This is a genomic window from Sporosarcina sp. resist (assembly GCF_014302295.1).
Lineage (GTDB): Bacteria > Bacillota > Bacilli > Bacillales_A > Planococcaceae > Sporosarcina > Sporosarcina psychrophila.
This window is the reverse complement of sequence record NZ_CP060287.1, coordinates 3,554,686-3,580,335: the sequence shown is the minus strand read 5'-3', so window position 1 is coordinate 3,580,335 and position 25,650 is coordinate 3,554,686. Positions and strand designations below refer to the sequence as shown.

Genomic DNA, 25,650 nt, shown 5'->3' with positions numbered 1-25,650 from the left:
CATGACTTTCTAAGGCTCCAAAATCCTTCCCTATTTAGGTGGAAAGGATTTTGTCTTTAACTGAATTGATAAAAAGTTTAAAGTTGGGTTAGTAAAGAATTGTTGATTCAAGACCCTCTCCGGAGTCGGATCAAACGAAATTATTTTGTGTCTGGTTAGAGAGCTATAAAGTCTTGCGCTGTGGAAACCATTTAAAAGAAGCGATTCCTCGTCTAGACTTCAGCGCTTTTGTTTCATTGTCGGTTTCTGTAATAGAAAAACCTAAATGCTCCGGAGATACAGAAGAAACCCGAACAACTATAGGGTGGTGTTGGGATTGCTTAACATAAGAGCGTTTCGGTTATTGGTGAAGCTTCTAGAAACTAGTGGTTCTGTCTATCTAAAGGATTTGTCAGAAGAATTTAATGTGAGTACACGAATGATTAAATATGACCTAGAAGATGTGAAAGGTTGGCTCAATACCCGGGAGATAGAGTTATTTTCACAGTCAAATAAAGGGATTTGGATTGATTGTAGTGAGGAAAAACGATTGGCCATCATCCATACCCTGCCGGAAATTGAGCGAAATGATGTCTATCTGAATCAGGAGGCTAGAGTAGGGAAAATGGTTTTATATATGCTGGTGAACACTGACTACATAACTGCATCTACTTTTTCCGAGCGGCTTGATGTAAGTAGAAATACATCTTTGAATGATATTAAACAAATAGATGAATTGCTTCAACCTTGGAAAATAGAATTAGAAAGAAAGCACGGAACGGGTTATAAATTAATAGGAGACGAACTATCGCTAAGGTTGCTGTTTGAGCATTTGATCCATGCTGATTTGACAAATAATGAAATCTATAAAATTATGAGTGGCGTAACCTGTCGAGATTTATTAATTGAAGGACCTATGCTATTTGCCGACATACTTCCTTTGTATAAAATCGTTGAGAAGCAGATGGCTCGGTTATTTGCTTCTCAACCTAAACACGTACTTCATGAATCAGATGTACTAAGGATTTTGTTTAGAATGACAATCTCGATTACTCGAATGAACGCTGGATTTACGATGAAAGACTATCGGATTATAAAGAAAGCTGATTATCCTAATTTAACGGTTCAGCTAATGGAGAAGGTGTATGAACAAATGCAGTATCCTTTGTTTGAAGAGGAATACCGCTATATTACAGGAGATAGGGATAACACGCTTAATCAAATCGACATCGTCAAGGTCACAAAAGAAATAATCCAATATGTCAGTGATATACAAGGGATTCATTATCATAAGGATCCAAAACTATATAATAATCTTTTTGCTCACCTTTCTCTACGTTTTCAAAAAGGGGAAATCAATTTCACAGAAATTAATCCATTCACCAAAGAATTAAAGAAAAACTATTCAGTTCTATTCTCAACTATCAGAAAAGCGTGCCAAATATACCTTGCGCCTCTAAAAATTTCAGTGCCGGATTCTTTTATATCGTTAATCGTGCTCCATTTCATTGTCTCTTTTGAAAAGAAGTTTAATCAAAAAGGTAAAATTCGTACTTTATATGTTTGTTCTACTGGAAGAGGCGTGGCGCGTCTTATTAAAAATCGAGTCGAAAGAGAAATTTATGATATTGAAATCGTTAAAAATTGTTCGATTATGGAAGTGGATGAAATTTGCATCCAGCAAAAAGTCGATTTCATTATTAGTGTCTTTCCAATTGAAACAGATCTTCCGTTAGTAATTGTGGACCCGCTGCCAAGTAAAAGGGATATCGAAACCATCAAACGTAAGGTGCAGGAGTTACTGCGTTATAAAAACTTTCAATTTAATAACTTGTTGGAAAGTACCGAGGAAACAATCGGTAGTCAAGATACTGAATTCATCAGTCAAGAAATTATCTTAAAGGGTTTTGAGATTAATCAAGAAATCCAGTTAGCTTTTACCGATGAAATAGGAGTTACCAAGAAGCAGGCACTCATGCTGCATATTTTTTTAATGGTTCATCGCTTTTATTTCGATAAACAATACGACAATTATTCAAGTTCTAGCAATCATTCTTATGACAAAGAGGATATTCAAAAGATCAAAGAAATTTTAGATGTGCATGATTTGCAAACACACAAAGCTGAAATCATTGCAATCCTGCATTATTTAAAATAGCTGGGGGTGTTTTTGTGCCAGAAGAAATCATCATAAAAAATGGTTATGTCATTGATCCTCAACAAGACACGATTGAAATAAAGGAAATTGCAGTACGAAATGGATTACTCGTGGAGCCACAAGATAGTAGTTCTGCAAATGTAACATATATCAATGCCGAAGGATGCTATGTTTCACCAGGCTTCATCGATATGCATGTTCATATTTTTACTGGACACACCGAACTTGGGATCGATGCTGATTTAGTGGGCATTGAGCAAGGCGTTACAACAGTAGTCGATGCAGGTAGTGCCGGATATTCAGATTATGCGGCTTTTAAGGAGAAGGTGGTTGAACCTAGTCAAACGAAGGTTCTTTCATTCCTTAATATTGCGAGAAAGGGCTTAACTAGCGGTCTTGCTGAACTTGCAAATATGGAAGATTTAATGAGTATAGAAGAAGCAGAAGAAATTTTTAAAAAGGAACCAAGCATTGTTGGATTGAAGGCAAGAATGAGTGGGAGTGTTGTTAAAAATAGTGGGATTAAACCTCTTCAACATGCGCGTATGCTAGCGGACCGTTTAAGTGTTCCAATCATGGTCCACATTGGGAACCCACCTCCCAATTTACAAGACATTTTCCCTCTCTTAAGTAAAGGAGACATCGTGACACATGCATTTCATGGAAAAAAACATGGGATTATGAATGCAGAAGGTGAACTAATTCCAGAAGCGTTGGATGCTTTAAAGAGGGGCGTATTATTCGATGTCGGACATGGTACCTCTAGCTTTAGCTATGAAACTATGATGAAATTCAGAGAGCAATATGACGATTCGTTTACGACCAGTACCGATATATATATTAAAAACTATCAAAGCCCTGTTTGTAGCTTGATGACTACGATGACCAAGCTATTGGAACTTGGAATCCCTTTAATTGAAGTAGTGAAGTCGGTCACATTGGGAGCAGCAAATGCACTTGGGGCAAGTGATATAGGTACGCTAGCACTAGGAACCAAAGCCGATATTACGATTTTCAAGATTATTAAACAACGAACGATCTTAATAGATTCAGAGGGAGTAGAACTAGAAGCAAAGCAAATACTTAAACCATATATGGTATTGAGAAATGGGAAGGTAGTGTACCATGATGAATCAACAAATTCCAAAAGAGCGCGAGATAATCAATAAAAGCGGGAATTCAGAGTTATGTATAGAAGTATTAACTTATTCAAAAAAAGTTTTAACGACTAAAAAAATTATTATGACAGAAACGCAGTGGCTTTCATTTGTTTCACACATTTCCGGTATGGTTTATCGCTCAATAAATATGGAAGCGATTCCAGCGCTTGAAAAAGAAATATTTAGTGAGGTTACACAAGATTCCATTGGAATGGCAAGTGACATTTGCAAACAACTTAGCAATTTGCATGATGATGAAAAGTATCTTTTATCAATCCACTTTGAATCTGCAAAATTAAATTGAAAATAGGGGGAATAAGTTATGAGTGAAATTATTGTTGTGATTGGCGATCGTTTAGGAAAAGGGCAAAATGTAGGAAAAGGCGTGGAGGCAGCAGGGGGCAAGGCAATCGTTATCAGTGGAATGGCTGCCGATATGAAACTGGGCGATATGATGAATGAAGTGAAGGCGGATATGGGTATCTCTTTTTGTGGTAGTGGGGGAGCAGGGGCTATTACGGCGCAGTCAAAATATGGATATCCAGCACGCTATGGCATGCTTTCCGTTGAAGAAGGACTAACAGCGTTAAGAGAGGGAAAAACAGTTCTTGGTTTTGGCTTTAATGATTCGGAAGAATTGGGAAGAAGACTTACAGAAGAATTCATAAAACTAAGGAGCTGATTTCATGAAAAAAATTATTGAAACAAAGGTCCGTATTGAGGGCAAAGGGGATTCGAAAGAAAGGGCACTGAATACGGCACTAGGGAATATTCAGAAAAAAGTAATGAAAGACTATAAGGGAAATATGATTATTCGGATTGAGCCTGTAAATGTTGATGTAGTAGAAGCGATGGAAACGTCGTATATTGAGCGCTTTTTATTCGTTTTTGCACCACGCAAAAGAAGTAAATACAGGGTTGTGCTAGATGTAGATGTGGAATTATTCCTGTTGGATGTAGAAGAAATTCGATTTGAAACAGTTGAACAAGGAAACAGTTTGAAGGGTCAAATCATGGGTAATAATTTCTTGAAATAAAGGGGGATAAACTATGGAATTACTTACGATTATTTTTAAGTCTATCATCATTGGAGGATTTGTAGGTTTCGGCGTAGGCGCCGGTGCGGCTCGGATGTTTCACGCTCCCAAATCACAAGGAATGGGCGCATTTCGAACGTTGGGAGAGTTAAATGCTTGTGCAGGGGACGCAGCATCACACTTTTCATTCGGTTTAGGATTCTTCTTTAATGCATGGGCATCTTCTGTAGGCGCTGGTGCATTCACGCAAGACGTCGACCATCGGATTATTCCAAACTGGGCGGCAGCTGTGTTAATGAGAAAAGGAAAACGTCCAGAAGATACACTGCATAATCCAAAGAAAATGGCAATTGCAGGAGCAATTATCGGGGTACTTGTTGTAACATTCTTGAATTCGACGGCCTCTGCAATTCCAGAGTCATTGCAAGCAATTGCGTTAAAAGTATTGGTTCCAGCAGCAAATTTGCTCATCAATCCTGTCATGCCGGTTATCTTCTGGTTGGCAGCTTTGGATTCTGGTAAGCGATCGGGAATCTGGGGAACGATTTTCGGCGGAGCTGCACATATGGTCATGGGAAATGCCGTGCCTGGTGTCGTGCTGGGAATTTTAATCGGAAAAGGCGTAGATGACGGTGGTTGGAATAAAGTTACAAAGACACTTATGGTTTCTGTAATTTTATTGTTTATATTTAGTGGGTTTTTCCGTGGATTCGATATTCAGTTCCTTCAAGGATTTAATCTTGAAGCGCCTGAATGGTTAATCAATCTACACAAACTAATTGGATATGAGGTGAAGTAAGTGGGGGATAACAATGAAATTAATATGAAAAGTTTTTGGTATGCCGATTGGTCATTTCCGATTTTTGTAGCCCTATTGTCATCCGGAGTATTTGCGGGCACCCATATGTACTACGTTTATAAAATTGGGGCGTTTAATGATGTTGCGATTGTTGCGATGCTTGAAGTAGGAATGCAAGGTGGTGGCTATGGTGTAGCGGCAGCATTTGGGGCAAGTTTTCTATTTGCACGCATTTTGGAGGGTTCGCTTGTTGGGATTTTAGATATAGGTGGTGCAATTCAAACGGGACTTGGAATTGGTGTACCTGCATTACTTCTGGCTTCCGGAATTACCGCACCAATTGAAAATTTTGGGTTAGCTTTGCTTACTGGCGCTATTTTAGGGCTTGCAATCGGGTATGTTGTCATTATGGTTCGTAAACTTACAGTAGGGCAATCTAACTCCACTTTTGGAGCAGATGTCATGATGGGAGCGGGGAATGCTTCAGGAAGATTCTTAGGACCATTGATTATCATTTCCGCTGCATCTGCATCTATTCCAATTGGTGTTGGTGCCGTTGTTGGAGCAGCAATTTTTTACGCGGGAAAGAAGCCTATTGTAGGCGGAGCAATTTTAGGAGCAATGCTTTTAGGGGCATTTTTCCCAATACCATTAGACTGAGGTGAACAAGATGAGTGTTTTTAAGCGATTAGGATTAAAACAAGTTATTAATGCAAGCGGAAAAATGACAGCTCTTGGTGCATCAGCCGTAAGTGAGGAAGTTGCGCAAACACTTAAAGAAGCCTCTCAAGATTATGTAGACATTGATGAAATCATGGAGCTTACAGGGACTGTTATTGCTGAAGTAACAGGTGCTGAGGATGGCTGTCCAACGAGCGGTGCAGCGGCTGGGATTGCGATTAGTACTGCAGCCGTTATCGCGGGTAAAAATCTGACACATATTGAAAGACTACCAAATTCAGATGGGTTGAAAAACCAAGTCATCGTTCAAAAAGGACAGCAAATTCATTTTGGGGCCAGCATTGCACAAATGATCAGTTTGGGCGGCGGGCAGGTGGTTGAAGTCGGTCAAGCAAACAAAGTGGAAGCACAGCATATTGAGGAAGCAATCAATGAAAATACTGCTGCACTGATGTACATTAAATCTCATCATGCTATTCAAAAAGGGATGCAACCAATTGAAACTATGATAGAAATTGCGAAGAAGCATCACATTCCATTTATTATCGATGCTGCAGCTGAAGAGGATTTCAAACTATATATTGCGATGGGTGCAGACATCGTGATATATAGTGGTGGTAAAGCATTGGAAGGGCCAACATCAGGATTCATTTGTGGGAGAAAAGAATTAATGGAAGCATGCCGGAAGCAATATAAAGGAATTGGTCGTCCGATGAAAATTGGAAAAGAAGGAATGGCCGGTTTGATCGTAGCACTTAAGCAATATGCCGGTAAAGCTACAGATGTAGAGGGGCAGCTTAGTAGAATGAAGAAACTCTGTAATGATTTAAATGGTGTTTCTGGATTGACATGCTCAGTCAAACAGGATGAAGCAGGCAGGGATATTTACCGTGCAACTATTGAAGTGGATAGTAAAGAAGCGGGCATGGATGCAGAGGATTTGCTACACGCACTCGAGTCAGGAAATCCGGCTATTTTTTTACGCCATCATTATGTGAACATCGGAATATTATCTGTCGATCCAAGACCCTTGCTTAAAGGGCAAGAAGATATCATAGTAAAAACAATCAAACTAGTTCTAGCTCAAGGAGTGGAATAATGTCATTTAAACATCAAGTCGTTTTTAACGTGCTAGCCAAGGATTTGAATAATGCACTGGAGCTTGTGGAAATTGCGGGTGATCGCGTATTAGTAGGAGTCATGGTCAAGAACTTCCCGACAGAAGAGGCTGCTATCGAGTTAGTAAAAGAATTCAAGGATAATAATATCCGTGTTTCAGTGGGATTAGGTGCGGGTGATCCTAATATGTGGAGAAAAGTTGCGAATGTATCTGTGGCAACTTTACCAGATCATATTAACCAAGTATTCCCGGCATCGGGTTATACGCTTGGAAGAATGGAACAAACTACAGAAAATGTTCCCGTGATCAACTCTTTGGTCGAACCAACTGGCATGCCTGGTCAAGTGTATATTTCCACGGGTCCAGCTAGTTCGGCATACCGAGAGAAGGTATCATGTGAACTTGTGGCAGCTATGATTGCTGAGCTCGGGATTCCTTCTATCAAATTATATCCAATCGAAGGTGAAAAGGGTCTTGAGGAATTAGCAGCAATGACGCAAGCAGCAGTAAAAGCGGGCATTAAAATCATTGAACCAACAGGTGGTATTACGTTAGACAACGTCCATGTAATCGTACAAACATGTCTGGACAATGGTGCAGAAACCGTAATTCCACATTTATACACATCTATAATCGATAAAGAAACTGGCGATACCAAACCTTCTGCGATGAAGCAATTGATTGAGATGACTTGGTGACAATGCCGGCATCAATCCGAGTCTCTCTACTAGACTGGTCGAGAACACTGAAGAAGCAATCAGAAAATTATTTGATTGACATGGAGAATTAAGAGTTGGATTAATGAAATGAAAAACAGCTATTCCACGTTGGTGAAATCCAAGTGGAATAGCTGTTTTGCTAGTAACCTATATAAGAATATGCAAAAAATTTTAGACTATATATATTGAATTAAAGAATCCCACTAAATTTACTGTGGCGCTCAATAAGGAGAGAGTATTAATTCGGGGGGTGGATTGTAGAACGCTTAGCGCTTTGGGAATGCCTTACAGCTTCGACGACCCCTTTTCCACGCCTGCGCTAGGTTGTTCATTATCGAGAGAAATGTGATTTTGAGATTTATATGCAGAGATTATAATGTGATTACTTTTTGATACTAATTCTATTCAAGAAAGACACACTCTAGGTTGCAGATTTCATCGTAGATAATGAAAAGCTCTTTCTCACATAGACAATCTAGCGCAGGCGCGTCTTCGTGGTAGCCGGAGCGATAAGAACAAGGAGGGATACAGTTCAATCCCTCCCAAGTGGTCTTCTTTCTGGCTTATCGCGGGAGGCATCCACAAAGCGTCGAAGCGGTATTAGTGGGAATCCTAATTCATTCCAATTACAAGGGCTTTTTCAGTGGCCTTTCAAAAGCCCTTGTAAAGCGCATACGCCGTATTCATTTGTTCAACATATATGGATTTGTTAATTGCTCCAATCGTTTGGTCAATCGCTCACGCCAATCGTGTGCCAATTCTTGAACGTCCAACACTTTTTTGATGCCTTCAATATCCTTTGGATGATGAAAATAAATCTGGTTCGCAAAAAGGATGGACACTTGTTTTGGATGAGATTCTACTAATGTAATTGTCGAATCTTTTCGTACAGAGCCTTCTTCTAAAACACGACATAAATAACCTGTGAACCCGGTTTCCACCATTCTTTTAAGAAGGGGAGGCATATCGGTTCTCTTTGTAATCGTGCTACATGGAATTCTGCCTTGCGTTATTTGAATAACAGCATCTCCAAGACGGAAAATGTCACCAGTATGAACGTTTTGCTCCAACATATTGGTGACTGTTATATTCTCCCCGAAAGCCGAACTTGGTAGGGGCTTGTTAAACTCCTGTTCCCAGAGCGAATAATGCTCATGCGGATAGACACAAACTGCGCGGTCAAGCCCCCCATGATGTCGAAGGTCTGCTACACCATCTCCTCTAAAGCCATCTTTTGTTAAAAAGACCTCCTCAATCGTTTCTTTGCAGATGCCAGTATCCATTTCTTTATCAGTACCATATTTCATTTTTTTCGGTAATCCGATTGATAAGTTTTTTAATTCAGCACTAAAAGTTGTCATTTAGGTATATACCTACTTTCTATAAGGAGTGAAAACAAGTTTAATTGCCCATCTATTCTACAATCAAACCACAGCAAAAATCAGTTGTCAAAACATTTTATGAAAACAGCCCATCGCTAAAAGCAATGGGCTGTTTTTCTGGAATTATTTCTTTAAATCATCAATGGAATTGATATCTTCCATATAGGTTGGTACAGCTAGTCCCTGTTTGACGTTCACCATATTAATACCAACATCTTCGAATTTACCATCAAATTTATCTAGATAGGTTTTGTGGGTGATAGGTAACCAAGCAGCGAATGTTGCATCTGCACTTCCATCAGCGATAGCTGAGAACATTGGACCTGGTTCTACCATCGATAATTCGACTTTATAACCCTTATCTTCAAGAACAAGTTTCATCATATTATGACTTGCGATTTCACTATCCCAGGGCGCATAGACGAGCTTGAGGGTATCTCCATCCACGTTAGCCACGCCATCTGTCCACTCTGCTACTTTGTCTTGATTGTCGTCAATCCATGTTTGGGCTGCTTCTTCAGGCTTTACCCCATCTTCAATCGCGACCATAATTTCGCTCATATCCTCTATGTCCCAGTTGAAGCGTTGGAAAATCGTGTAAGCTTCAGGGAAGTCATCTTTCATTCCCATTCGAGTAATTGAATGAATTTCTTCAGAATCACCATAGACTAGTTTAGGATCCTCTAAATATTTTAAGTCGAATTTTAGAAACATCCAGTGCGGACTCCAAGCTGTTATGATAATTGGTTCTTCTTTATCATAAGCTCTTTTCAAAGCAGCTGTCATCGCGGCACCAGAGCCCGAAGTGAGATTCCAATCTGTCAGATCATATTCTTTAAGTGCTCTCGCCGTTAATTCCATATGTCCTGAACCGGGATCAATCCCTGTAATTGTGTGGTCAACAGAGTCACCGGCCGTTGTTTTTGTTCCTGATGTTTGCTCATCGTCGTTTTTTGCATCATCACTGTTGCATGCTGCAAGTCCGAATGCCAAAAGTGCAGCTGTTCCAAATCCAGTTATCTTTTTTAAAAGTGTCATGTTCTTAGTTCCTCCTCAATTTTTCCGATTATCCGGATTAAAAATGAATAGGGCATAAATAAGCACAATGGATATATGTATGAATAGCCAGAAGTGGGGGGCGTTACGCCCTCATTAAAGAAGAATGACAGAGAAAGCAATTCTTTATAAAAGCATAGGATAAAGAATTCGCTAGTATATGGGGAATTTTACTAGAGTCTGATGATGTTTGCTTCATTCAATTTAATTACTGTCATATAAGCCCGCATTTCATGTCCGATAAATCTATAACTCCTCTCATATCAGGCAGTTTATACTGCTTTGTAATAGGTCTATTTATAGTAAGTGATAACCCTCCCCGAAAAATAGAAATATGTATAGACCGCAGATAAACGTAAGTGCTGACCTTCCCTAATGATCTGGATTGTTTATCATCAGCCATTTAGTACCCAAATTAAGTGTAACATAGTTTTGTGTACACTTTTTTGAAGATTGCCTTTCTGAGGTTGAAGAATAGGTGCGAAAGGAAATGGATAGGCTGAGTTTTTAGAATGAAAGGAGAATATTAACGGAAGAATGATGTGGCCATTAGAGAACTAGAGCGCTTACGCATTTCAGGAAGTTTATGGCATGAAAGAATTCAAAATAACTTACTTTTTTGATGAAGAGCATTATATCAGAAGGTTTATTTATATGGAGTCCCAAGAAAGAGCAGAAGAACTAATCCAAAGCGAGCGAGATCGCTACATTTCGTTCCGGGATAGCAGAGGGATTTACCACGAGTTGAATACCCGCGATGTTCGAGTGATTCAACTGTCTGATTACAACCGAATCGATAAAAGTGAAAAAGCACCAGAGTAAATTGGTGTGAGTTCTTATGGGGGATTACCCCAGAAAAAATATGTGTTGATTAACCAAGGTTAGTCAGAAATGTACAAGTGCAAATGTAGACTTGTATGTTTTTCTTATAGGTGATTCGTGTAAGAAAATGGTTAATCAATAGTCGTGCCGAAAAGTAGTCGTCTATAATATAAAAGATGCTATTCCGTGATGGATGTCACCATCGTGGAATAGCATCTTTTACATAGATCTATAACTAAGACTTCATCTAGATTAATTAAAAGCATTGTTCTATACTGATAGCAAGTCTTGGCAATTCAAGACTTACTTATACGTATATTATTTGCGTTTATATCTTTCGCAAGTAGGATAATATTAATTAAGGATTTAGTACGTTGGTTGAATTCTCGTCTATGAATTTTCTTTTCTTTATGTAATTTTTCTAATACATAATAAATAGAGGAGACATTTTTCAGAATAGAATCTTCTAATTTATCTTCATTTAATAACGTCTGGAAATCCTTTAAAGTCGTTTGAAACGACTTTGATTGGTCGGACGAAATTTTTGAAATGACTAACTCAATGTCAAGTGTAGAATCTAAATTGGTCATCCTATCAGAACAACACCTCTCTGAAATGTGTAACGATTTTTGTATTCAATGAAAACTAGTATAAAGTAACTTCTTTTACAGTTATCTTTGAACATAGGACAATGGAATATGTTACAGTTGGTAATATAATTTGCTTTACTTTCTATTCGTTCTCTCAGGATTACTTAAAGTTATATCTTTACCGAAATAAATATACTTCGAGGGCATTTGAAATACTTCTTCTAGCTTCAACATATGATTAAACGAGATGGCAGAAGAATCTTTTTCCCACTCTTCGTATGTAGTTAGGCTGACTCCTATTCTTTCGGCGAGATCAATAGAATTCATCCCATATTTCAATCGTAAAGAATGAAGTGTTTGGATGAGGTAAAATGGCACTCCATTTTCAGATATCACATAATTCACCCCTTATTCACATAATTATATATTACTAAAAGTGATATAACAAGAGAACTTGCATGGGGATAGTTACCACATGCTTTTTTTGTATTAAAACAGATTACTTCCGAAATGATGTACAATCAGTATGAGAAGTAAATGGAGGTTCTATTCATGACCAATCTGGTACAAGGCTTATTTTCCAGACGTTTGAAGCGATTGAGGGAAAGAAATAAAATAACGATGGTGGAACTTGCCGAAGCGATTGGGATGAGCCAAGCAACAATCTCAGAATGGGAAAAGGGAAATAAATTTCCAAGGGCTGGAGCTTTACAACAATTGGCGCATTACTTTGACGTCCCAATGGAATATTTCTTTAAAGAAAACGCTTATCCTATTGCAGAGACGGTAAATATTCCGTGCTTACCAAGCATTTCGGCAGGTGTTCTCTCACTTACAGATGGTATCGAATGTGATGAGATTGAATTTATAAAGCTACCTGTCAGTTTCTTAGGGGAGCACTCGAAAGACGAAGATCTAATAGCATTTAAAGTAAATGGAGAAAGTATGAATTTGTTATTTCCTGATGGGTCTCCCATCGTTGCTTTACAAATTGGACGAGATAAACTGGAAAATGGTGATATAGCCGTTTACTGTTTTGGGAATGAATATGCCGTCAGGCGCTATAGAAGAATTGAACAGCAACAAGTGATTGTATTGAGTCCGGAATCAACAAATAAAAGCTTTCATGATTGTATAGTCCCTTTCAAAGCGGAGAGTGGCTTAGAGATAATTGCTAAAATAATTTGGTATGGTGTATCCGTTTAGTGTGGATGCAATTTTTTAAAAGAATACTAGAAAAGTGCTGGAGACTAGAAAATACATAATGTTGAAAAACGTATACTTACTTAATTTGGGTATAATAAAAAGTTGAAATAACTTTCTTGAAACAAAAAAATGCTATTCCACAATTATGATATCCATGTGGAATAGCATTTTATATTAGAGGGGCATCTACCTGGATAAAAGCCGCCAAAGATACAATTTTGGCGGCTGAAACATTCTTTAGGGTTTCTCTTTTTACTAGTAAAGAAGTGCCGCTTTCTATAAGGTATCACATGATTACATGTATACTCTTTGCTAAAGGTAAGCAAGGAATGCATTGTACAAAGTACTAGAGTGCCCGAAATTGCATCTTCGGGCACTTACACTCTCTATAGAAAGTCATCTATTCGTTTCTTTCAAGCATAACCGCATTTTTCGCTCGAACTATTGTAGGGACGCGACAGGCAACTAGCCACACATGTCTCTAGTTAAGAGTGTCGTGATTAGTTCGCCGAAATCGAACCGAAAATGATCCAGTGAAAACGGGTTTTCCAAAGCCTTACTCACCCGTATTTCATGTGAATAAATGGTTAATCAACAGAAGTCTGCTGGATTTTAAGCAAGAGGTGCCGTTAGAAGTTATTTTCGTAGTTTCATAACAATATCCTCATCTGGCGTAACTAATATAGTCCTTTGTTCAAAATAAATAACAAATCCAGGCTTAGATCCGTTCGGCTTTTTCACATGCCTGACTTCTGTGTAGTCAACAGGTACTGCTGATGATCCGCGGGCTTTGCTGAAATAAGCAGAAAGGATAGCCGCTTCACGAATTGTCTCTTCGTCTGGATCCGCCTCGTGTATGACAACGTGTGATCCAGGGATATCCTTAGTATGGAGCCAAGTTTGTTCCCGGGATGCAATTTTAAATGTTAAATAGTCATTTTGCTTATTGTTCTTGCCCACTGAAATTTTCACACCAGTAGATGATACATATGTTTCAGGTACTGGTTTTTTCGGTTTCAGTTTCTTTTTCGACTTGCGGGCCTTCAGAAAACCAAGTTCCGCCAACTCTTCACGTATTTCTGCGATGTCTATAGGGGATGCTTGTAACACTTGCTGTTTAATCATTTCAAAGTAGGCGATATCTTCTGCCGTTTTTTCAAGCTGTTCAGCAATCATGATAAGTGCTGTTTTCGCTTTGGAATACCTAGAATAAAACCGTTGCGCGTTATCAATTGGTGATTTTCTAGGATCAAGCGGTATGGTTACAGTTGTCCCTTCCTCGTAATAGTTGGCGACAATTGCTTCCGTTGCACCTTTTTCAATGGCATAACTATTGGCAGTAAGTAATTCTCCATAAAGTTGGAATGTATCTAGCTTTCCAGCGGCTTCTCTTTCTTTTACGAGTTTCTTCACTTTCAAATTCAGTTTAGCAACTTCATTGTCGAGCCAACGCTCTAAGTCCGCGGCTTGTGACTTCACACGTTCTCTTTCAGCACGAGCGAAATACACTTTATCCAGCAAATCACCCAGCGTCTTGTATTCCGCAATCGTCTTATCGGAATGTGTTAGCGCTGTCGCTGAAAATACGGTTTTTGTACCAATTTCCGAAATATTTGGTGTGCTAGCTATTCCTTTGAATGATCCAAGGAGTGATGTGAAAACGATGAATTTATTCGCTTCTGGAGCATTTTTTAAGCGGTATAATAATTCCTCCGCATTAACTGGTGAAAAGCCTGAAAATCGTTGGACAACTTCACGGGCACTTTCTAACTCTGGTAGCAACCCGTTAAATTGTTCTTCAGTTACCGCAAATGGATCTGTTTTATCCTGCGGAGGAGCTGGTATGAAAGGTTGACCCGGTAATATTGTTCGGTAACTATTTACCGATGGTGGCAAGTGTTTCATACTATCAACGATGATGTCGCGGTCGGGATCTACAAGCAGCAAGTTACTGTGCCTGCCCATGATTTCGACATACAATCGTCTGTTAATATCATCACCAATTTCATTTTTCGCCTTCACGTCAATCGTGATAATCCTATCCGTCCCGAATTGGCCGATGGAAGTAATCGACCCACCTTCTAAGTGTTTACGAAGAACCATGCAAAACATAGGCGGTTCAGAAGGATTTGTAATCGCTTCTTCTGTCAACTGAATACGTGAATACGCCGAGTGAATTGAAATAAGTAGTTTTTGATTTTTACCGTCTGCACGGATTAGAAATACGACTTCTTGTGCGTTCGGCTGATGGATTTTGGAGATACGTCCATTTTTCAAGACTTGTAGCTCCTGCACCATAGCCGTTGTGAATAAACCATCAAATGCCATTAGGATTCCTCTTTCAAATCGTTTTTCCCTATTTTAGCACTACAACAAGCATATATGGTATAATATGAACAGATTGTTTCGATCGATAACGATCGGAGCCGGCATGATTGTGCTGAAGCTCCACTGTAAAATTAGATTAGATAAGAAGAGGGATTGCATGTACAAACAACGTGGGCTTCTAATTGTTCTATCTGGACCTTCGGGTGTGGGCAAAGGGACGGTTCGAAAAGAGCTTTTTACACAACCTGATACGAATTATGAATACTCGATTTCAATGACGACGAGAAGTCCACGCGAAGGTGAAGTGGATGGCTCCGATTATTTTTTCAAATCGCGGGCTGAATTCGAACAGTTGGTTGAAGAAGATAGACTTCTTGAATATGCTGAATACGTAGGCAATTATTACGGTACTCCGCTTGATTATGTTAATGCAACGCTTGACGCTGGGAGAGACGTATTCCTCGAAATCGAGGTTGTCGGAGCGGCACAAGTGCGTGCCAAAGTTCCAGACGGATTATTCATTTTCCTTGCACCGCCAAGTTTATCTGAACTCGAAGACAGACTTGTAGGAAGAGGTACTGAAGAAGCGGATGTCATTGCAACACGTATTTTGAAAGCGCGTGAAGAACTTGAAATGATGAACTTGTACGATTATGTCGTAGAAAACGACGAAGTGACAAACGCTTGCGATCGCATCAATGCCATTGTCACTGCCGAACATTGCCGCAGAGAACGTGTAGAAAAAATCTATCTAGGTATGCTGAAAGGGGAATAATCAATGTTAACTCCATCAATCGATTCTCTAAAAGAAAAAATCGACTCGAAATACACACTTGTAACACTCGCTTCAAAACGTGCGCGTCAAATGCAAGAAGAGGGCAATAAGCTTCTTACTTCTTATGTCTCTAACAAGAATGTCGGTAAAGCACTTGAAGAAGTGGCAGCCGGTGTACTTTCTAAAAAGAAATCGGACGATTCAATCGTCTACGAAGACGAAGTTTAATAAGTCCAGCTATCTTTGTACTTAATAGACAGTGGGATTTTCGATTCGAAATGGTGTCTAGGCTTCAGTCGCCAGACGCTCGGGACATAAGTCAGCCCAGCTACGCGGCAAATTACGCCGCTTCGCCGGTCCGTCTTATGCCTGTCGCATCTAACCGGCTCCTTACGCTTTTCATATCATAATAAATAAACGTGATACTCCCTTAGAAACGAGTTTTTCTTTGGGAGTTTGTCATTTTAGAAGGGATGAGATCATGTTGTTGAATAAAAAAATCCTCCTTTGTGTAACTGGCGGAATCGCGGTCTATAAAGCTGTTGCACTTGTAAGTAAGTTGTCTCAGGCAGGAGCGGACGTAAAGGTCATAATGACTGAATCGGCAAAGGAATTTGTCACACCACTTACATTTCAGGCGATGTCACGAAACGATGTTTTTTTCGATACGTTCGATGAAAAAAAATCCCGTGTGATTGCACATATTGATTTGGCAGATTGGGCTGATCTTGTCGTAGTTGCTCCAGCCACAGCAAATGTAATTGGTAAACTCGCGAATGGGATTGCTGACGATATGGTAACGACTACACTCTTAGCTACTCAGGCTGAGGTCTGGATTGCACCTGCAATGAATGTCCATATGTATGAGAATAAAGCAGTTATACGAAATATTACTACGCTGCACGAAGATGGCTATAAATTCATCGAGCCCTCTGAAGGCTTTTTGGCATGCGGTTATGTAGGAAAAGGTCGATTGGAAGAACCCGAAAAGATTGTAGAACTGATAACAGAACGGTTCACAACGTCCAAATATCTTCCGCTTTCAGGAAAGAAAGTTGTGATCACGGCAGGTCCAACACGTGAACGGATTGATCCGGTACGATATGTATCGAATTTTTCAAGTGGCAAGATGGGCTATGCGATGGCAGAAGCAGCAGTTAAACTCGGCGCTGAGACTGTCCTTATTTCGGGACCTGTTGGATTGGACAAGCCAGCGGGAGTAACAGTCATTGATATTGAAAGTGCGGCAGAGATGTTTGAAGCCGTCCGAACACAATTCGATGATGCGGCAATCGTTATCAAAGCAGCTGCTGTAGCGGATTATCGCCCGAGAGAGATTCAGCCCCAAAAGATGAAGAAACAAGTAGGGGACTCTGTTATTGAACTTGAACGAACAACTGATATCTTGAAAACAATCGGTTCAATGAAAACGAAACAAATCCTTGTTGGCTTTGCTGCTGAAACTGAAAATGCAGTAGGTTATGGCATAGGCAAACTAGAAAGTAAAAACCTTGATTATATTATCGTCAACGACGTGACTGATCCGGATGCTGGATTCGGGAAGGATACAAACGTTGTCACACTTCTTTCGAAAAACGGATCACATATGCCATTCCGAGCAATGCCGAAAAAAGAACTCGCCATTCTATTGCTGGAAACAATTATTAAAGAAGAAAGTGATCAACTAAATGATCGCTGAAGTCATTGTAGATGTAGCGGCTTATCCAATCGACAGGCCGTTTGATTACCTCGTTCCAGAAGCATTGGAATCTGTGATTGAGCCTGGAACCAGAGTGAAAGTTCCGTTTGGACCCAGGAAAGTGCTTGGTTACGTAACAATGTTGAAGGACGAAAGTGAGCTTGCACTCGGCAAAATTAAACCGATTGATGAACTTATTGATTTGGATCCGGTCATTTCTAGTGAACTGCTCGAATTATCGCGCTGGCTCGCGGTTGAGACGTTGTCATATGAAATTGATGCCCTCCAAGTGATGTTACCTGCTGCGATGCGTGCAAAATATGAAAAGTTCATCATTGTCGAAGAACCGGAACGAATTGAAGACGCTGATTTTAAAGCTTTTCTTGCGGGCAGGAAACGGATTCAGTTGAAAGAAGTAGATTCAGCAGAATTGATGAAAATGTTAAAAAAGTATGTTTCAGAAGGAATTGTCACGGTCGATACGGCCGTAGGGCAGCAAACTGCTGTGAAAAAAGTACGGATGATTCGAATGGCAGATGAGGTAACACTGCAAACTTTGCTTGACTCTAGTCACTCCAATGCGAAAAAACAAGCTGAATTACTTCGCTGGATGTTGGAGCATGCAGGGAAAACGATCAGTGCAAAACAACTGATGGAACAGTCGGGAATTCAACCGGCTGTGCTGAAAACTGTCATTGAAAGAGGAGCAGCCTTCGAAGAACTTGCTGAAGTGTACCGTGAACCTGATGCGCCTCAATTGAAAGATACAGCGATACCCGAAGTCTTGACAGACGAACAGCAAATTGCACTTGATCATATAGCAATATCCGAAGACAATCAAAAGGCAGAAACATTCCTACTTCATGGCGTTACAGGAAGTGGAAAAACAGAAGTGTATTTACGTGCCATTAAACGCGTTTTGGATAAAGGCAAAGAAGCAATCGTCCTTGTCCCAGAGATATCATTAACCCCGCAAATGACGTCGCGCTTCAAAGAGCGTTTTGGTTCGCTCGTTGCAGTTATGCACAGCGCCTTGTCTGCCGGTGAGAAATACGATGAATGGCGGAAGATAAAACGGGGGGAAGTAAAAGTCGTCATTGGTGCAAGGTCGGCGATATTTGCCCCGTTTGAAAATATTGGTATTATCATTCTCGATGAAGAGCATGAATCGACGTACAAGCAAGATGATACACCGCGCTATCATGCAAGGGACGTTGCGATTAAACGCGCGGAGTATTACAATTGTCCTGTTATTTTAGGAAGTGCAACGCCGTCACTGGAATCATATGCACGTGCATCAAAAGGTGTATATACCATGCTTACACTAACGAAACGACCAAAAGATCAGGCCCTGCCAACAGTAACAGTCGTTGATATGCGAGAGGAATTGAAAACCGGAAATCGTTCGATGTTTTCATTGCCGCTTGCGGAAGCGGTCCGTATCCGATTGGAAAAAAGAGAGCAAATCGTGCTGTTTCTGAATAAGCGAGGCTTTTCATCTTTTGTACTCTGCCGGGATTGCGGTACTGTCGTTGAATGCCCAAATTGTGATATTTCGTTGACCTATCATCGTGCACACGAACAGTTAAAATGCCATTATTGCGGTCATGAAGAACGAGTGCCGCTCGTTTGTCCGGAATGTAAAAGTGAACATATCCGGTTTTTCGGAACAGGGACCCAAAAAGCGCAAGAAGAAATTGCGAAACTGTTTCCTACAGCACGTGTCCTTCGAATGGATGTCGATACAACGAGGCAAAAAGGTTCACACGAGCGGCTTCTTAGACAGTTCAGTGAAGGACAGGCGGATATCCTACTAGGGACGCAAATGATTGCGAAAGGGCTAGATTTCCCGAATATTACACTTGTCGGTGTGCTTGCCGCAGATACAACACTCCATTTAGCTGATTTCCGTGCCGCTGAAAAAACCTTTCAACTAATGACGCAAGTAAGTGGACGAGCTGGACGTCACGAATTGCCTGGAGAGGTTTTCATCCAGACTTATTCCCCTGAACATTACGCAATCGAATTAGCGAAAGCACAGCATTATGAGCCTTTTTATACGATGGAAATGGCGGCCAGAAGACAATATGGCTATCCCCCCTTCTATTTCGTCACGCTTGTTCAGTTTACGCACGAGGATTTATTGAAAGTAGCTGACTTTGCAGAAAAGGGAGCACGCTACTTAAAACAGAACTTATCTGCAGGCACAGTCGTCATCGGACCAACTGCTTCCGCTATCAGTCGAGTGAACAATAGATATCGCTACCAATGTTTGATAAAATACAAAAAAGAGCCGAAGTTGACAGAAACGCTGCAGCAGCTCATTAAGTATTACCGGACGGACTGGATTAAATCAGGACTGATAATGACCGTTGATGTAGAACCGGCGTCAATATACTAAACAAAAGCGCTGGAGTCTGGACGTGAAATATCCATGTCAGCCCCCAATCCGCAGTACAAGGTTAAATTACATCTTAGATAACAAGACAGAAAAGAGGAATAGATTTGGCAATACGTGAAATTGTGAAGCATCCGGCTCCGGTTCTTCAACAACAATGTAAAGAAGTAGTGAAATTTGATAAGAAGCTTTCAAAACTGCTAGATGATATGTACGACACAATGGTGGCGGCGGATGGCATAGGAATCGCTGCACCACAAATTGGCGAAGCAGTGCGTGTCGCGATTGTCGATATGGGCGAAGGGCAAGACGTTATTGAGATGGTCAATCCTGTTGTAACAGCAACCGGAGGATCCGAAATAGAAGTAGAAGGTTGTCTAAGTTTTCCGGATTTATTCGGCGAAGTAGAAAGACCATTTTTCGTACGCATTGAAGCGCAAGAACGCAATGGCGCACTTTATGAATTAGAAGCAGAAGATTATGAAGCACGTGCGATTCTTCATGAAATCGATCATTTAAATGGCGTATTATTTGATTCGAAAATCATTCGTGTTGTTGATCCGTCTGAATTAGAAGAAACAGAAGAAGCAGAGATAGTAGGGGAAAGCGGTGGGGGTGAGCTGAAATGACGAAGATTGTCTTTATGGGAACACCAGAGTTTTCGGTATCTGTCCTCACAATGCTCTTTGATGAAGGGCATACTATCGTGGCAGTTGTCACTCAGCCGGACAGACCAGTCGGGCGAAAGAGGGTCTTAACACCACCTCCAGTAAAAGTTGAAGCACTACGGCTTGGACTGCCGATTATTCAACCTGAAAAACTGAGAGGTTCTGCTGAACTTGAGGAAATTATTGCGCTTAAACCAGATTTAATCGTGACTGCAGCATTTGGCCAGATTTTACCGAAGGAACTGCTAGAAGTCCCTCGGCTCGGTTGCATTAATGTACACGCATCCTTACTACCTAAATATCGCGGTGGTGCGCCGATTCACCAGGCAATCATGGATGGCGAAACAGAAACGGGCGTCACAATCATGTATATGGTCGAAAAACTTGATGCAGGCGATATTATTTCACAAGTGATTGTGCCTATTTCTGATACGGATCACACAGGAAGTATGTTCACTGCGTTATCTGTGGCAGGGACGGCACTACTGAAAGAGACATTGCCTTCTATTTTAAACGAAACAAATAAACAAACAGTTCAAGACGAATCACTCGTGACGTTCGCGCGTAACATCTCCCGTGAACAAGAACGGATTGACTGGTCTAAAGGTGGAAAGGCAATCTACGATAAAATCCGTGGACTTCATCCTTGGCCAGTTGCATACACCGCATTCCAAGGTGAAAACGTCAAGATTTGGTGGAGTGAGAAAATCCATACAACTGACAGTGCGTTACCAGGAACGATTATTGCAATCGATAGTGATCGTATTATTGTAAAAGCGGGCGATGACATCGCTGTTGCACTTACGGATCTTCAACCAGCCGGGAAAAAACGGATGCCGGCGGGTGAATTTATTCGCGGAACCGGATCTAAATGGAGTAAGGGGGACCGTTTTGAATGAATATAAATACTAGACCGAAAAAGAAAATATGGAATGGCAACGTCCGAGACGCTGCTCTTTCAATATTGATGGAAATAAATGATCATCAAGCTTATAGCAATCTATTGCTGCATAGAACAATTGAAAAGTATGGTATAGAAACGAAAGATCGTGGCTTGTTAACGGAATTGACGTATGGCACACTTCAACACCGCATGACACTCGATTATTATCTTGAGCCGTTTGTCCGTGGTAAATTGGATGGCTGGGTTCGAGAGCTTCTTCGGTTATCGTTATATCAAATCGTTTATTTAACAAAAATCCCACCGCATGCTGTTGTTCACGAAGCAGTTGAAATTGCGAAAAGACGCGGTCATAAACGGATAGCACCAACTGTAAATGGTATTCTTCGCTCCGTGTTGCGTAAAGGTGTCCGTTCACTTGATGAAATGCAAGATGGTACGTTGAAAACTTCTATCGAAACGAGTCATCCGGAATGGTTGATTAAGCGTTGGAATGAACAATTTGGTGAAGAAGACGCGGCCATTATGGCACATGAAAATAATCATCCAGCAGCGATGACAATTCGTGTCAATACAGCAAAAACAACGCCAGACGAAGTCATTGCTTTACTCGAATCAGAAGGTGTTGAAGTAAGAAAAGGCGAAGTTGTACCGGAGTGCATCATTTCAGATAGTGGCAATCCTGCAAATACGCAAGCCTATAAAAAAGGACTTATCACTATTCAAGACGAAAGTTCGATGCTACCTGTTCTTGCTCTTGATTTATCGCCAGGTATGAAAGTACTCGATATGTGTGCGGCACCTGGTGGGAAAACAACCCACATCGCTGAAAAAATGAACGATAAAGGTGAAGTTTTTGCACATGATTTACATGAACATAAACTGAAACTTATTGAAGCAAATGCGACTCGCCTTGGCTTAACGTCAATCAAAGCATTGAGTGGAGACAGCAGGAAATTGACTGAGCTATACGAGTTGTCCTCATTCGATCGTATTCTTGTCGACGCACCTTGTAGCGGTCTTGGTGTCATCCGTAGAAAGCCTGAAATTAAGTACAATAAAACACAAGCTGATTTCGATGCGTTGACGTCGATACAATCAGACCTTCTAGATACTGCTCGTGAATTGATTAAATCTGACGGGGTTATTGTCTATAGTACGTGTACAGTGGAGTATGCCGAAAACCAGGGAATGGTTGAACGATTCCTTGTGCGTCATACGGATATGGAGAAAATCCCTTTACCGCAACTAACTGGAAACGAGAAATTGGCGATTGAAGATAACACGCTTCAAGTACTTCCGCAACACTTTGGCAGCGATGGCTTTTTTGTTGCTGCTTTCCGGAAAAAAAGTAAGTGAGCTAAGAATTCGAGGCAAAAGGTGGGATGGACGTTGCAATTTGAAGTCTTGACGGATATCGGCAAGAAACGAACGGTCAACGAAGACAGTGCGGCTGTATACACACTTCCAAAGGGCGTTATGCTTGCCGTGATAGCGGACGGTATGGGTGGCCACCTTGGGGGGGATTACGCGAGTTCGACAGCAGTCAGAGTAATTGGCGAGCAATTCATGAAACTTGATAGTTCGACGTTTGAAGCAGAAGATAAGTTGGCGCAGTGGCTGCAGGAAGCGGTCATTCTCGCAAATGACATACTTTACAAACATGCAAACGAAAATGAAGCGTATAAGGGAATGGGAACGACGCTTGAAGTAGCTCTCATTCGTGGACGTTCTTGTCTTATTTCGCATACTGGTGATAGCCGTGTCTACGCAATCGATGGGAAAGGTGTGCGGCAAGTAACACGAGACCATTCCTACGTAAATGCACTTCTTGACAGTGGGGAAATTACCTTGGAAGAGGCAGCAGTTCATCCACAACGAAACTGGATTATGAAAGCAGTTGGTTCTGAAAAAACGATTGTACCCGATCTTTATTCGCTTGAGTTAGAAGAGGGCATGTATATGCTTATTTGTACAGACGGTCTGAGCAATAAAGTAAGTCAACAATCGATGAGTGAAATAGTTCTATCAAACGCTACGTTGCATGAAAAGACGGAAGAACTTGTGGATTTAGCGAACAAGATGGGCGGGGAAGACAATATCTCCGTAATTCTAATCGACTCGACTGAAGTGGAGGCGACTAATCCATGATTGGATCAAGAATAGGTGGACGTTATGAAATTGTAAGGAATATTGGTGACGGCGGCATGTCAAAAGTATATCTAGCACATGACGTCATCCTGGACCGCGATGTTGCCATTAAGGTTCTTAATTATGATTTTGCGAATGAAGAGGCATTGAAAAGAAGGTTTAAACGAGAAGCACTTTCCGCAACGAGTCTGACGCACCCGCACATTGTTGATATATTCGATGTGGGCGAAGAGGGTGAACTGCATTACCTGGTGATGGAATATATCGAAGGACAAACCTTGAAGAAGTTTATCCAAGATAATGGGGCCTTGACGCCTAAGCAAGCTTTGCCGATTATGCAACAGATTGTATCTGCAATTGCGAATGCTCATCATAATGGAATCGTCCATCGTGATGTTAAACCGCAGAATATTTTAATGGATTCGGATGAGAATGTTAAAATTACTGATTTTGGTATCGCGATGGCACTTAGTGCAACAGCACATACAAAAACGAATTCAGTCATTGGGACGGTTCACTACTTGTCACCCGAACAAGCACGTGGCGGAATGGCGACAAAAAAGTCTGATATCTATTCATTAGGCATCGTACTTTACGAATTACTGTCAGGTGAATTGCCATTTACAGCGGATACTGCAGTTGCGATTGCATTGAAGCATTTACAAGAAGAGACGCCCTCAGTAAGAATGGTATTCCCTTCAATTCCACAAAGTTTAGAAAATGTTATTTTGAAGGCGACTATGAAAGATGCTACATATCGATATGATTCAGCAGATGAAATGTATGATGATTTGCTAACTGTACTGTCACCCGAACGGGCAAATGAGAAGAGATTCGCAATTGTGTTCGATGATGACCGCACGCGCGCGATACCAATCGTTAGTGAAACTACAAAATTTGATAGCGTTGAAGCGACTAAGAAGATCGAACCAGTAACAATTGAACAATCCCCGTCGCCAACACCACCGAAAAAACGCAAGAAATGGCCATTCATTGTTGGTGGAATTGCTGGCATTGCAATCCTGATACTTTTGTTGTCCCTTATTCCAGGTATATTTGGCCCTAAAAAGGCTGTTATTCCGACTGTGGCTGGAATGGAAGAAACGGAGGCTAGGGATGTGCTCTCTAGCACAGGCTTTAATACGGTTGTAACTGAGGAACAGCAATCCGATGATGTTGATGAAGGGGAAGCCATTAAAACGATACCCGAGGCAGGGAAGAAACGGGGTGTTGACTCCGAGATCACCTTGTATATTAGTACCGGTAAAGAAAAAAGCACCTTAGCCGATTATATTGGCGAAAATGCCGATAAAGTTATGGCTTCTTTAGACGATACACTTTTTAAGTCGATTGATTCTATAGAAGAGTTTTCTGATAAACCAGAGGGTACAATCATTGGACAAGAACCAGATTCAGGGGAAGTAATTCTCAGTGAAACCGATTTACTGTTTACTGTTAGTAAAGGCCAAGAAAAGCAAATTCTTGACGATCTAAGAGGATATGACAAGGACCGGCTGGAAGATTATGAAGAGTCATCAGGTTTAACTATAAATACAGTGAGAGAAGATTATTCTTCAACAGTGCCTAAAGGTAGTGTCATTTCGCAAACACCAAATGGGAAAACAGAAATTGTAAAAGGTGGGAAAGTCGAAGTCGTCGTATCAAAAGGTCCAGAGAAAAAACCCGATAAGTTCGTTGTCAAAAAGGTGACAATTGAGTATGTACCTGAAGTGATTGAGCCTAGCCCTAGTCCTAGCGATGAAGATGGTGACGAAGGTGATGGAGAGGATGATGGAGACAACTCGGGAGTAGTGGAACAGCCTGCTCCAGTCCCACAACTTATTAAAATTTACATTCAAGACAAAAATAATAAGATAACGGATGTTTTTGATGAGTTTTCAATCACAGAAACGACGGAAAGATCAATTTCATTTAACTTGGAAGAAGGACAGACTGGGTCATATAAGGTTACGCGCGATTCAAAACCTATCATTGCAGAATTGGTCAATTAGAGTGACTCT

Annotated in this window: 24 protein-coding genes; 20 read left to right on the top strand and 4 right to left on the bottom strand. The window is 40.7% G+C overall.

From position 1 onward, the window contains the following. Positions 1-316: 316 nt before the first annotated feature. From H7992_RS17530 to H7992_RS17490, 9 genes are read left to right on the top strand one after another with little or no spacing between them, the layout of a single operon-like run. Entirely contained in the window at positions 317-2,137 is a 1,821-nt protein-coding gene (locus tag H7992_RS17530; RefSeq protein ID WP_187045435.1) for a BglG family transcription antiterminator, read from the top strand. Positions 2,138-2,151: 14 nt separating this feature from the next. After that, positions 2,152-3,306, top strand: a complete 1,155-nt coding sequence (locus H7992_RS17525) for an amidohydrolase/deacetylase family metallohydrolase (RefSeq protein WP_187045434.1) — start codon at positions 2,152-2,154, stop codon at positions 3,304-3,306. Next, positions 3,263-3,601, top strand: a complete 339-nt coding sequence (locus H7992_RS17520) for a PRD domain-containing protein (protein WP_067211395.1) — start codon at positions 3,263-3,265, stop codon at positions 3,599-3,601. The genes H7992_RS17525 and H7992_RS17520 overlap by 44 nt, the downstream gene beginning before the upstream one ends. An 18-nt stretch (positions 3,602-3,619) precedes the next feature. After that, positions 3,620-3,979: an SFCGS family glycine-rich protein gene (locus H7992_RS17515; protein ID WP_187045433.1), complete on the top strand. Its 360-nt coding sequence runs from the start codon at positions 3,620-3,622 to the stop codon at positions 3,977-3,979. A 4-nt stretch (positions 3,980-3,983) separates the two neighbouring features. After that, positions 3,984-4,334 (top strand): DUF4312 family protein, encoded by a 351-nt coding sequence (locus H7992_RS17510; protein WP_082786640.1) that lies wholly within the window; start codon positions 3,984-3,986, stop codon positions 4,332-4,334. A 13-nt stretch (positions 4,335-4,347) separates the two neighbouring features. Beyond that, on the top strand, positions 4,348-5,133 hold the full coding sequence (locus H7992_RS17505) for a DUF4311 domain-containing protein (RefSeq protein WP_067211390.1): 786 nt from the start codon (positions 4,348-4,350) through the stop codon (positions 5,131-5,133). Positions 5,134-5,157: 24 nt separating this feature from the next. After that, entirely contained in the window at positions 5,158-5,793 is a 636-nt protein-coding gene (locus H7992_RS17500) for a DUF4310 family protein (RefSeq protein ID WP_067214019.1), read from the top strand. A gap of 10 nt (positions 5,794-5,803) precedes the next feature. Then, a complete protein-coding gene (locus H7992_RS17495) occupies positions 5,804-6,913 on the top strand; it encodes a DgaE family pyridoxal phosphate-dependent ammonia lyase (protein ID WP_187045432.1) in 1,110 nt (369 codons plus the stop codon). Then, positions 6,913-7,632: a KDGP aldolase gene (locus tag H7992_RS17490; protein ID WP_067211384.1), complete on the top strand. Its 720-nt coding sequence runs from the start codon at positions 6,913-6,915 to the stop codon at positions 7,630-7,632. The genes H7992_RS17495 and H7992_RS17490 overlap by 1 nt, the downstream gene beginning before the upstream one ends. A gap of 704 nt (positions 7,633-8,336) precedes the next feature. Here H7992_RS17490 and H7992_RS17485 read toward each other — a convergent pair. Both H7992_RS17485 and H7992_RS17480 read right to left on the bottom strand, forming a co-directional pair. Next, the gene (locus H7992_RS17485) at positions 8,337-9,014 is read right to left on the bottom strand and encodes an MOSC domain-containing protein (protein WP_187045431.1); all 678 of its coding nucleotides are present in this window, start codon (positions 9,012-9,014) and stop codon (positions 8,337-8,339) included. Positions 9,015-9,158: 144 nt separating this feature from the next. Further along, positions 9,159-10,073 (bottom strand): glycine betaine ABC transporter substrate-binding protein, encoded by a 915-nt coding sequence (locus H7992_RS17480; protein ID WP_187045430.1) that lies wholly within the window; start codon positions 10,071-10,073, stop codon positions 9,159-9,161. Positions 10,074-10,682: 609 nt separating this feature from the next. On the opposite strand from H7992_RS17480, the gene H7992_RS17475 reads away from it, so the two are divergent. Further along, positions 10,683-10,913: a hypothetical protein gene (locus H7992_RS17475; RefSeq protein WP_187045429.1), complete on the top strand. Its 231-nt coding sequence runs from the start codon at positions 10,683-10,685 to the stop codon at positions 10,911-10,913. A 725-nt stretch (positions 10,914-11,638) separates the two neighbouring features. Here the strand turns inward: H7992_RS17475 and H7992_RS17470 are convergent. Beyond that, positions 11,639-11,899, bottom strand: coding sequence for a helix-turn-helix transcriptional regulator (locus H7992_RS17470; RefSeq protein WP_067211370.1), 261 nt, complete (start codon positions 11,897-11,899; stop codon positions 11,639-11,641). Between the two features lie 156 nt (positions 11,900-12,055). Here H7992_RS17470 and H7992_RS17465 point away from each other — a divergent pair, with 156 nt between their 5' ends. Then, a complete protein-coding gene (locus H7992_RS17465; RefSeq protein WP_187045428.1) occupies positions 12,056-12,709 on the top strand; it encodes an XRE family transcriptional regulator in 654 nt (217 codons plus the stop codon). A 636-nt stretch (positions 12,710-13,345) separates the two neighbouring features. Here H7992_RS17465 and H7992_RS17460 read toward each other — a convergent pair. Beyond that, the gene (locus H7992_RS17460) at positions 13,346-15,037 is read right to left on the bottom strand and encodes an Rqc2 family fibronectin-binding protein (RefSeq protein WP_067211365.1); all 1,692 of its coding nucleotides are present in this window, start codon (positions 15,035-15,037) and stop codon (positions 13,346-13,348) included. A 157-nt stretch (positions 15,038-15,194) separates the two neighbouring features. Between H7992_RS17460 and gmk the strand changes: the two genes are divergently transcribed. From gmk to pknB, 9 genes are all read left to right on the top strand, one after another. Further along, positions 15,195-15,812 (top strand): guanylate kinase, encoded by a 618-nt coding sequence (gene gmk / locus H7992_RS17455; RefSeq protein ID WP_067211363.1) that lies wholly within the window; start codon positions 15,195-15,197, stop codon positions 15,810-15,812. A 3-nt stretch (positions 15,813-15,815) separates the two neighbouring features. Beyond that, positions 15,816-16,040: a DNA-directed RNA polymerase subunit omega gene (gene rpoZ, locus H7992_RS17450; protein WP_067211360.1), complete on the top strand. Its 225-nt coding sequence runs from the start codon at positions 15,816-15,818 to the stop codon at positions 16,038-16,040. Between the two features lie 253 nt (positions 16,041-16,293). Beyond that, positions 16,294-17,511, top strand: a complete 1,218-nt coding sequence (coaBC, locus tag H7992_RS17445) for a bifunctional phosphopantothenoylcysteine decarboxylase/phosphopantothenate--cysteine ligase CoaBC (protein ID WP_187045427.1) — start codon at positions 16,294-16,296, stop codon at positions 17,509-17,511. Then, positions 17,501-19,912: a primosomal protein N' gene (gene priA, locus H7992_RS17440; protein WP_187045426.1), complete on the top strand. Its 2,412-nt coding sequence runs from the start codon at positions 17,501-17,503 to the stop codon at positions 19,910-19,912. The genes coaBC and priA overlap by 11 nt, the downstream gene beginning before the upstream one ends. Before the next feature lie 104 nt (positions 19,913-20,016). Next, complete coding sequence (gene def / locus H7992_RS17435) at positions 20,017-20,538, top strand: peptide deformylase (RefSeq protein WP_067211352.1); 522 nt, start codon at positions 20,017-20,019, stop codon at positions 20,536-20,538. Beyond that, a complete protein-coding gene (gene fmt, locus H7992_RS17430) occupies positions 20,535-21,476 on the top strand; it encodes a methionyl-tRNA formyltransferase (RefSeq protein ID WP_187045425.1) in 942 nt (313 codons plus the stop codon). The genes def and fmt overlap by 4 nt, the downstream gene beginning before the upstream one ends. Next, complete coding sequence (gene rsmB, locus H7992_RS17425; RefSeq protein WP_067211347.1) at positions 21,473-22,837, top strand: 16S rRNA (cytosine(967)-C(5))-methyltransferase RsmB; 1,365 nt, start codon at positions 21,473-21,475, stop codon at positions 22,835-22,837. The genes fmt and rsmB overlap by 4 nt, the downstream gene beginning before the upstream one ends. 33 nt (positions 22,838-22,870) lie before the next feature. Beyond that, on the top strand, positions 22,871-23,629 hold the full coding sequence (locus H7992_RS17420; RefSeq protein ID WP_067211345.1) for a Stp1/IreP family PP2C-type Ser/Thr phosphatase: 759 nt from the start codon (positions 22,871-22,873) through the stop codon (positions 23,627-23,629). After that, positions 23,626-25,641 carry a Stk1 family PASTA domain-containing Ser/Thr kinase gene (gene pknB / locus H7992_RS17415; RefSeq protein ID WP_187045424.1) on the top strand — a complete coding sequence of 672 codons (2,016 nt, stop codon included), beginning with the start codon at positions 23,626-23,628 and terminating at the stop codon, positions 25,639-25,641. Before H7992_RS17420 ends, pknB begins: the two co-directional genes overlap by 4 nt. Positions 25,642-25,650 lie beyond the last annotated feature (9 nt).

Coding starts and splice junctions, on each gene's coding strand:
- H7992_RS17520 (WP_067211395.1), top strand. CDS start 3,263: ATGATGAATCAACAAATTCCAAAAGAGCGCGAGATAATCAATAAAAGC.
- H7992_RS17515 (WP_187045433.1), top strand. CDS start 3,620: ATGAGTGAAATTATTGTTGTGATTGGCGATCGTTTAGGAAAAGGGCAA.
- H7992_RS17510 (WP_082786640.1), top strand. CDS start 3,984: ATGAAAAAAATTATTGAAACAAAGGTCCGTATTGAGGGCAAAGGGGAT.
- H7992_RS17505 (WP_067211390.1), top strand. CDS start 4,348: ATGGAATTACTTACGATTATTTTTAAGTCTATCATCATTGGAGGATTT.
- H7992_RS17500 (WP_067214019.1), top strand. CDS start 5,158: ATGAAAAGTTTTTGGTATGCCGATTGGTCATTTCCGATTTTTGTAGCC.
- H7992_RS17495 (WP_187045432.1), top strand. CDS start 5,804: ATGAGTGTTTTTAAGCGATTAGGATTAAAACAAGTTATTAATGCAAGC.
- H7992_RS17490 (WP_067211384.1), top strand. CDS start 6,913: ATGTCATTTAAACATCAAGTCGTTTTTAACGTGCTAGCCAAGGATTTG.
- H7992_RS17485 (WP_187045431.1), bottom strand. CDS start 9,014: ATGACAACTTTTAGTGCTGAATTAAAAAACTTATCAATCGGATTACCG.
- H7992_RS17480 (WP_187045430.1), bottom strand. CDS start 10,073: ATGACACTTTTAAAAAAGATAACTGGATTTGGAACAGCTGCACTTTTG.
- H7992_RS17475 (WP_187045429.1), top strand. CDS start 10,683: ATGAAAGAATTCAAAATAACTTACTTTTTTGATGAAGAGCATTATATC.
- H7992_RS17465 (WP_187045428.1), top strand. CDS start 12,056: ATGACCAATCTGGTACAAGGCTTATTTTCCAGACGTTTGAAGCGATTG.
- H7992_RS17460 (WP_067211365.1), bottom strand. CDS start 15,037: ATGGCATTTGATGGTTTATTCACAACGGCTATGGTGCAGGAGCTACAA.
- gmk (WP_067211363.1), top strand. CDS start 15,195: ATGTACAAACAACGTGGGCTTCTAATTGTTCTATCTGGACCTTCGGGT.
- rpoZ (WP_067211360.1), top strand. CDS start 15,816: ATGTTAACTCCATCAATCGATTCTCTAAAAGAAAAAATCGACTCGAAA.
- coaBC (WP_187045427.1), top strand. CDS start 16,294: ATGTTGTTGAATAAAAAAATCCTCCTTTGTGTAACTGGCGGAATCGCG.
- priA (WP_187045426.1), top strand. CDS start 17,501: ATGATCGCTGAAGTCATTGTAGATGTAGCGGCTTATCCAATCGACAGG.
- fmt (WP_187045425.1), top strand. CDS start 20,535: ATGACGAAGATTGTCTTTATGGGAACACCAGAGTTTTCGGTATCTGTC.
- rsmB (WP_067211347.1), top strand. CDS start 21,473: ATGAATATAAATACTAGACCGAAAAAGAAAATATGGAATGGCAACGTC.
- pknB (WP_187045424.1), top strand. CDS start 23,626: ATGATTGGATCAAGAATAGGTGGACGTTATGAAATTGTAAGGAATATT.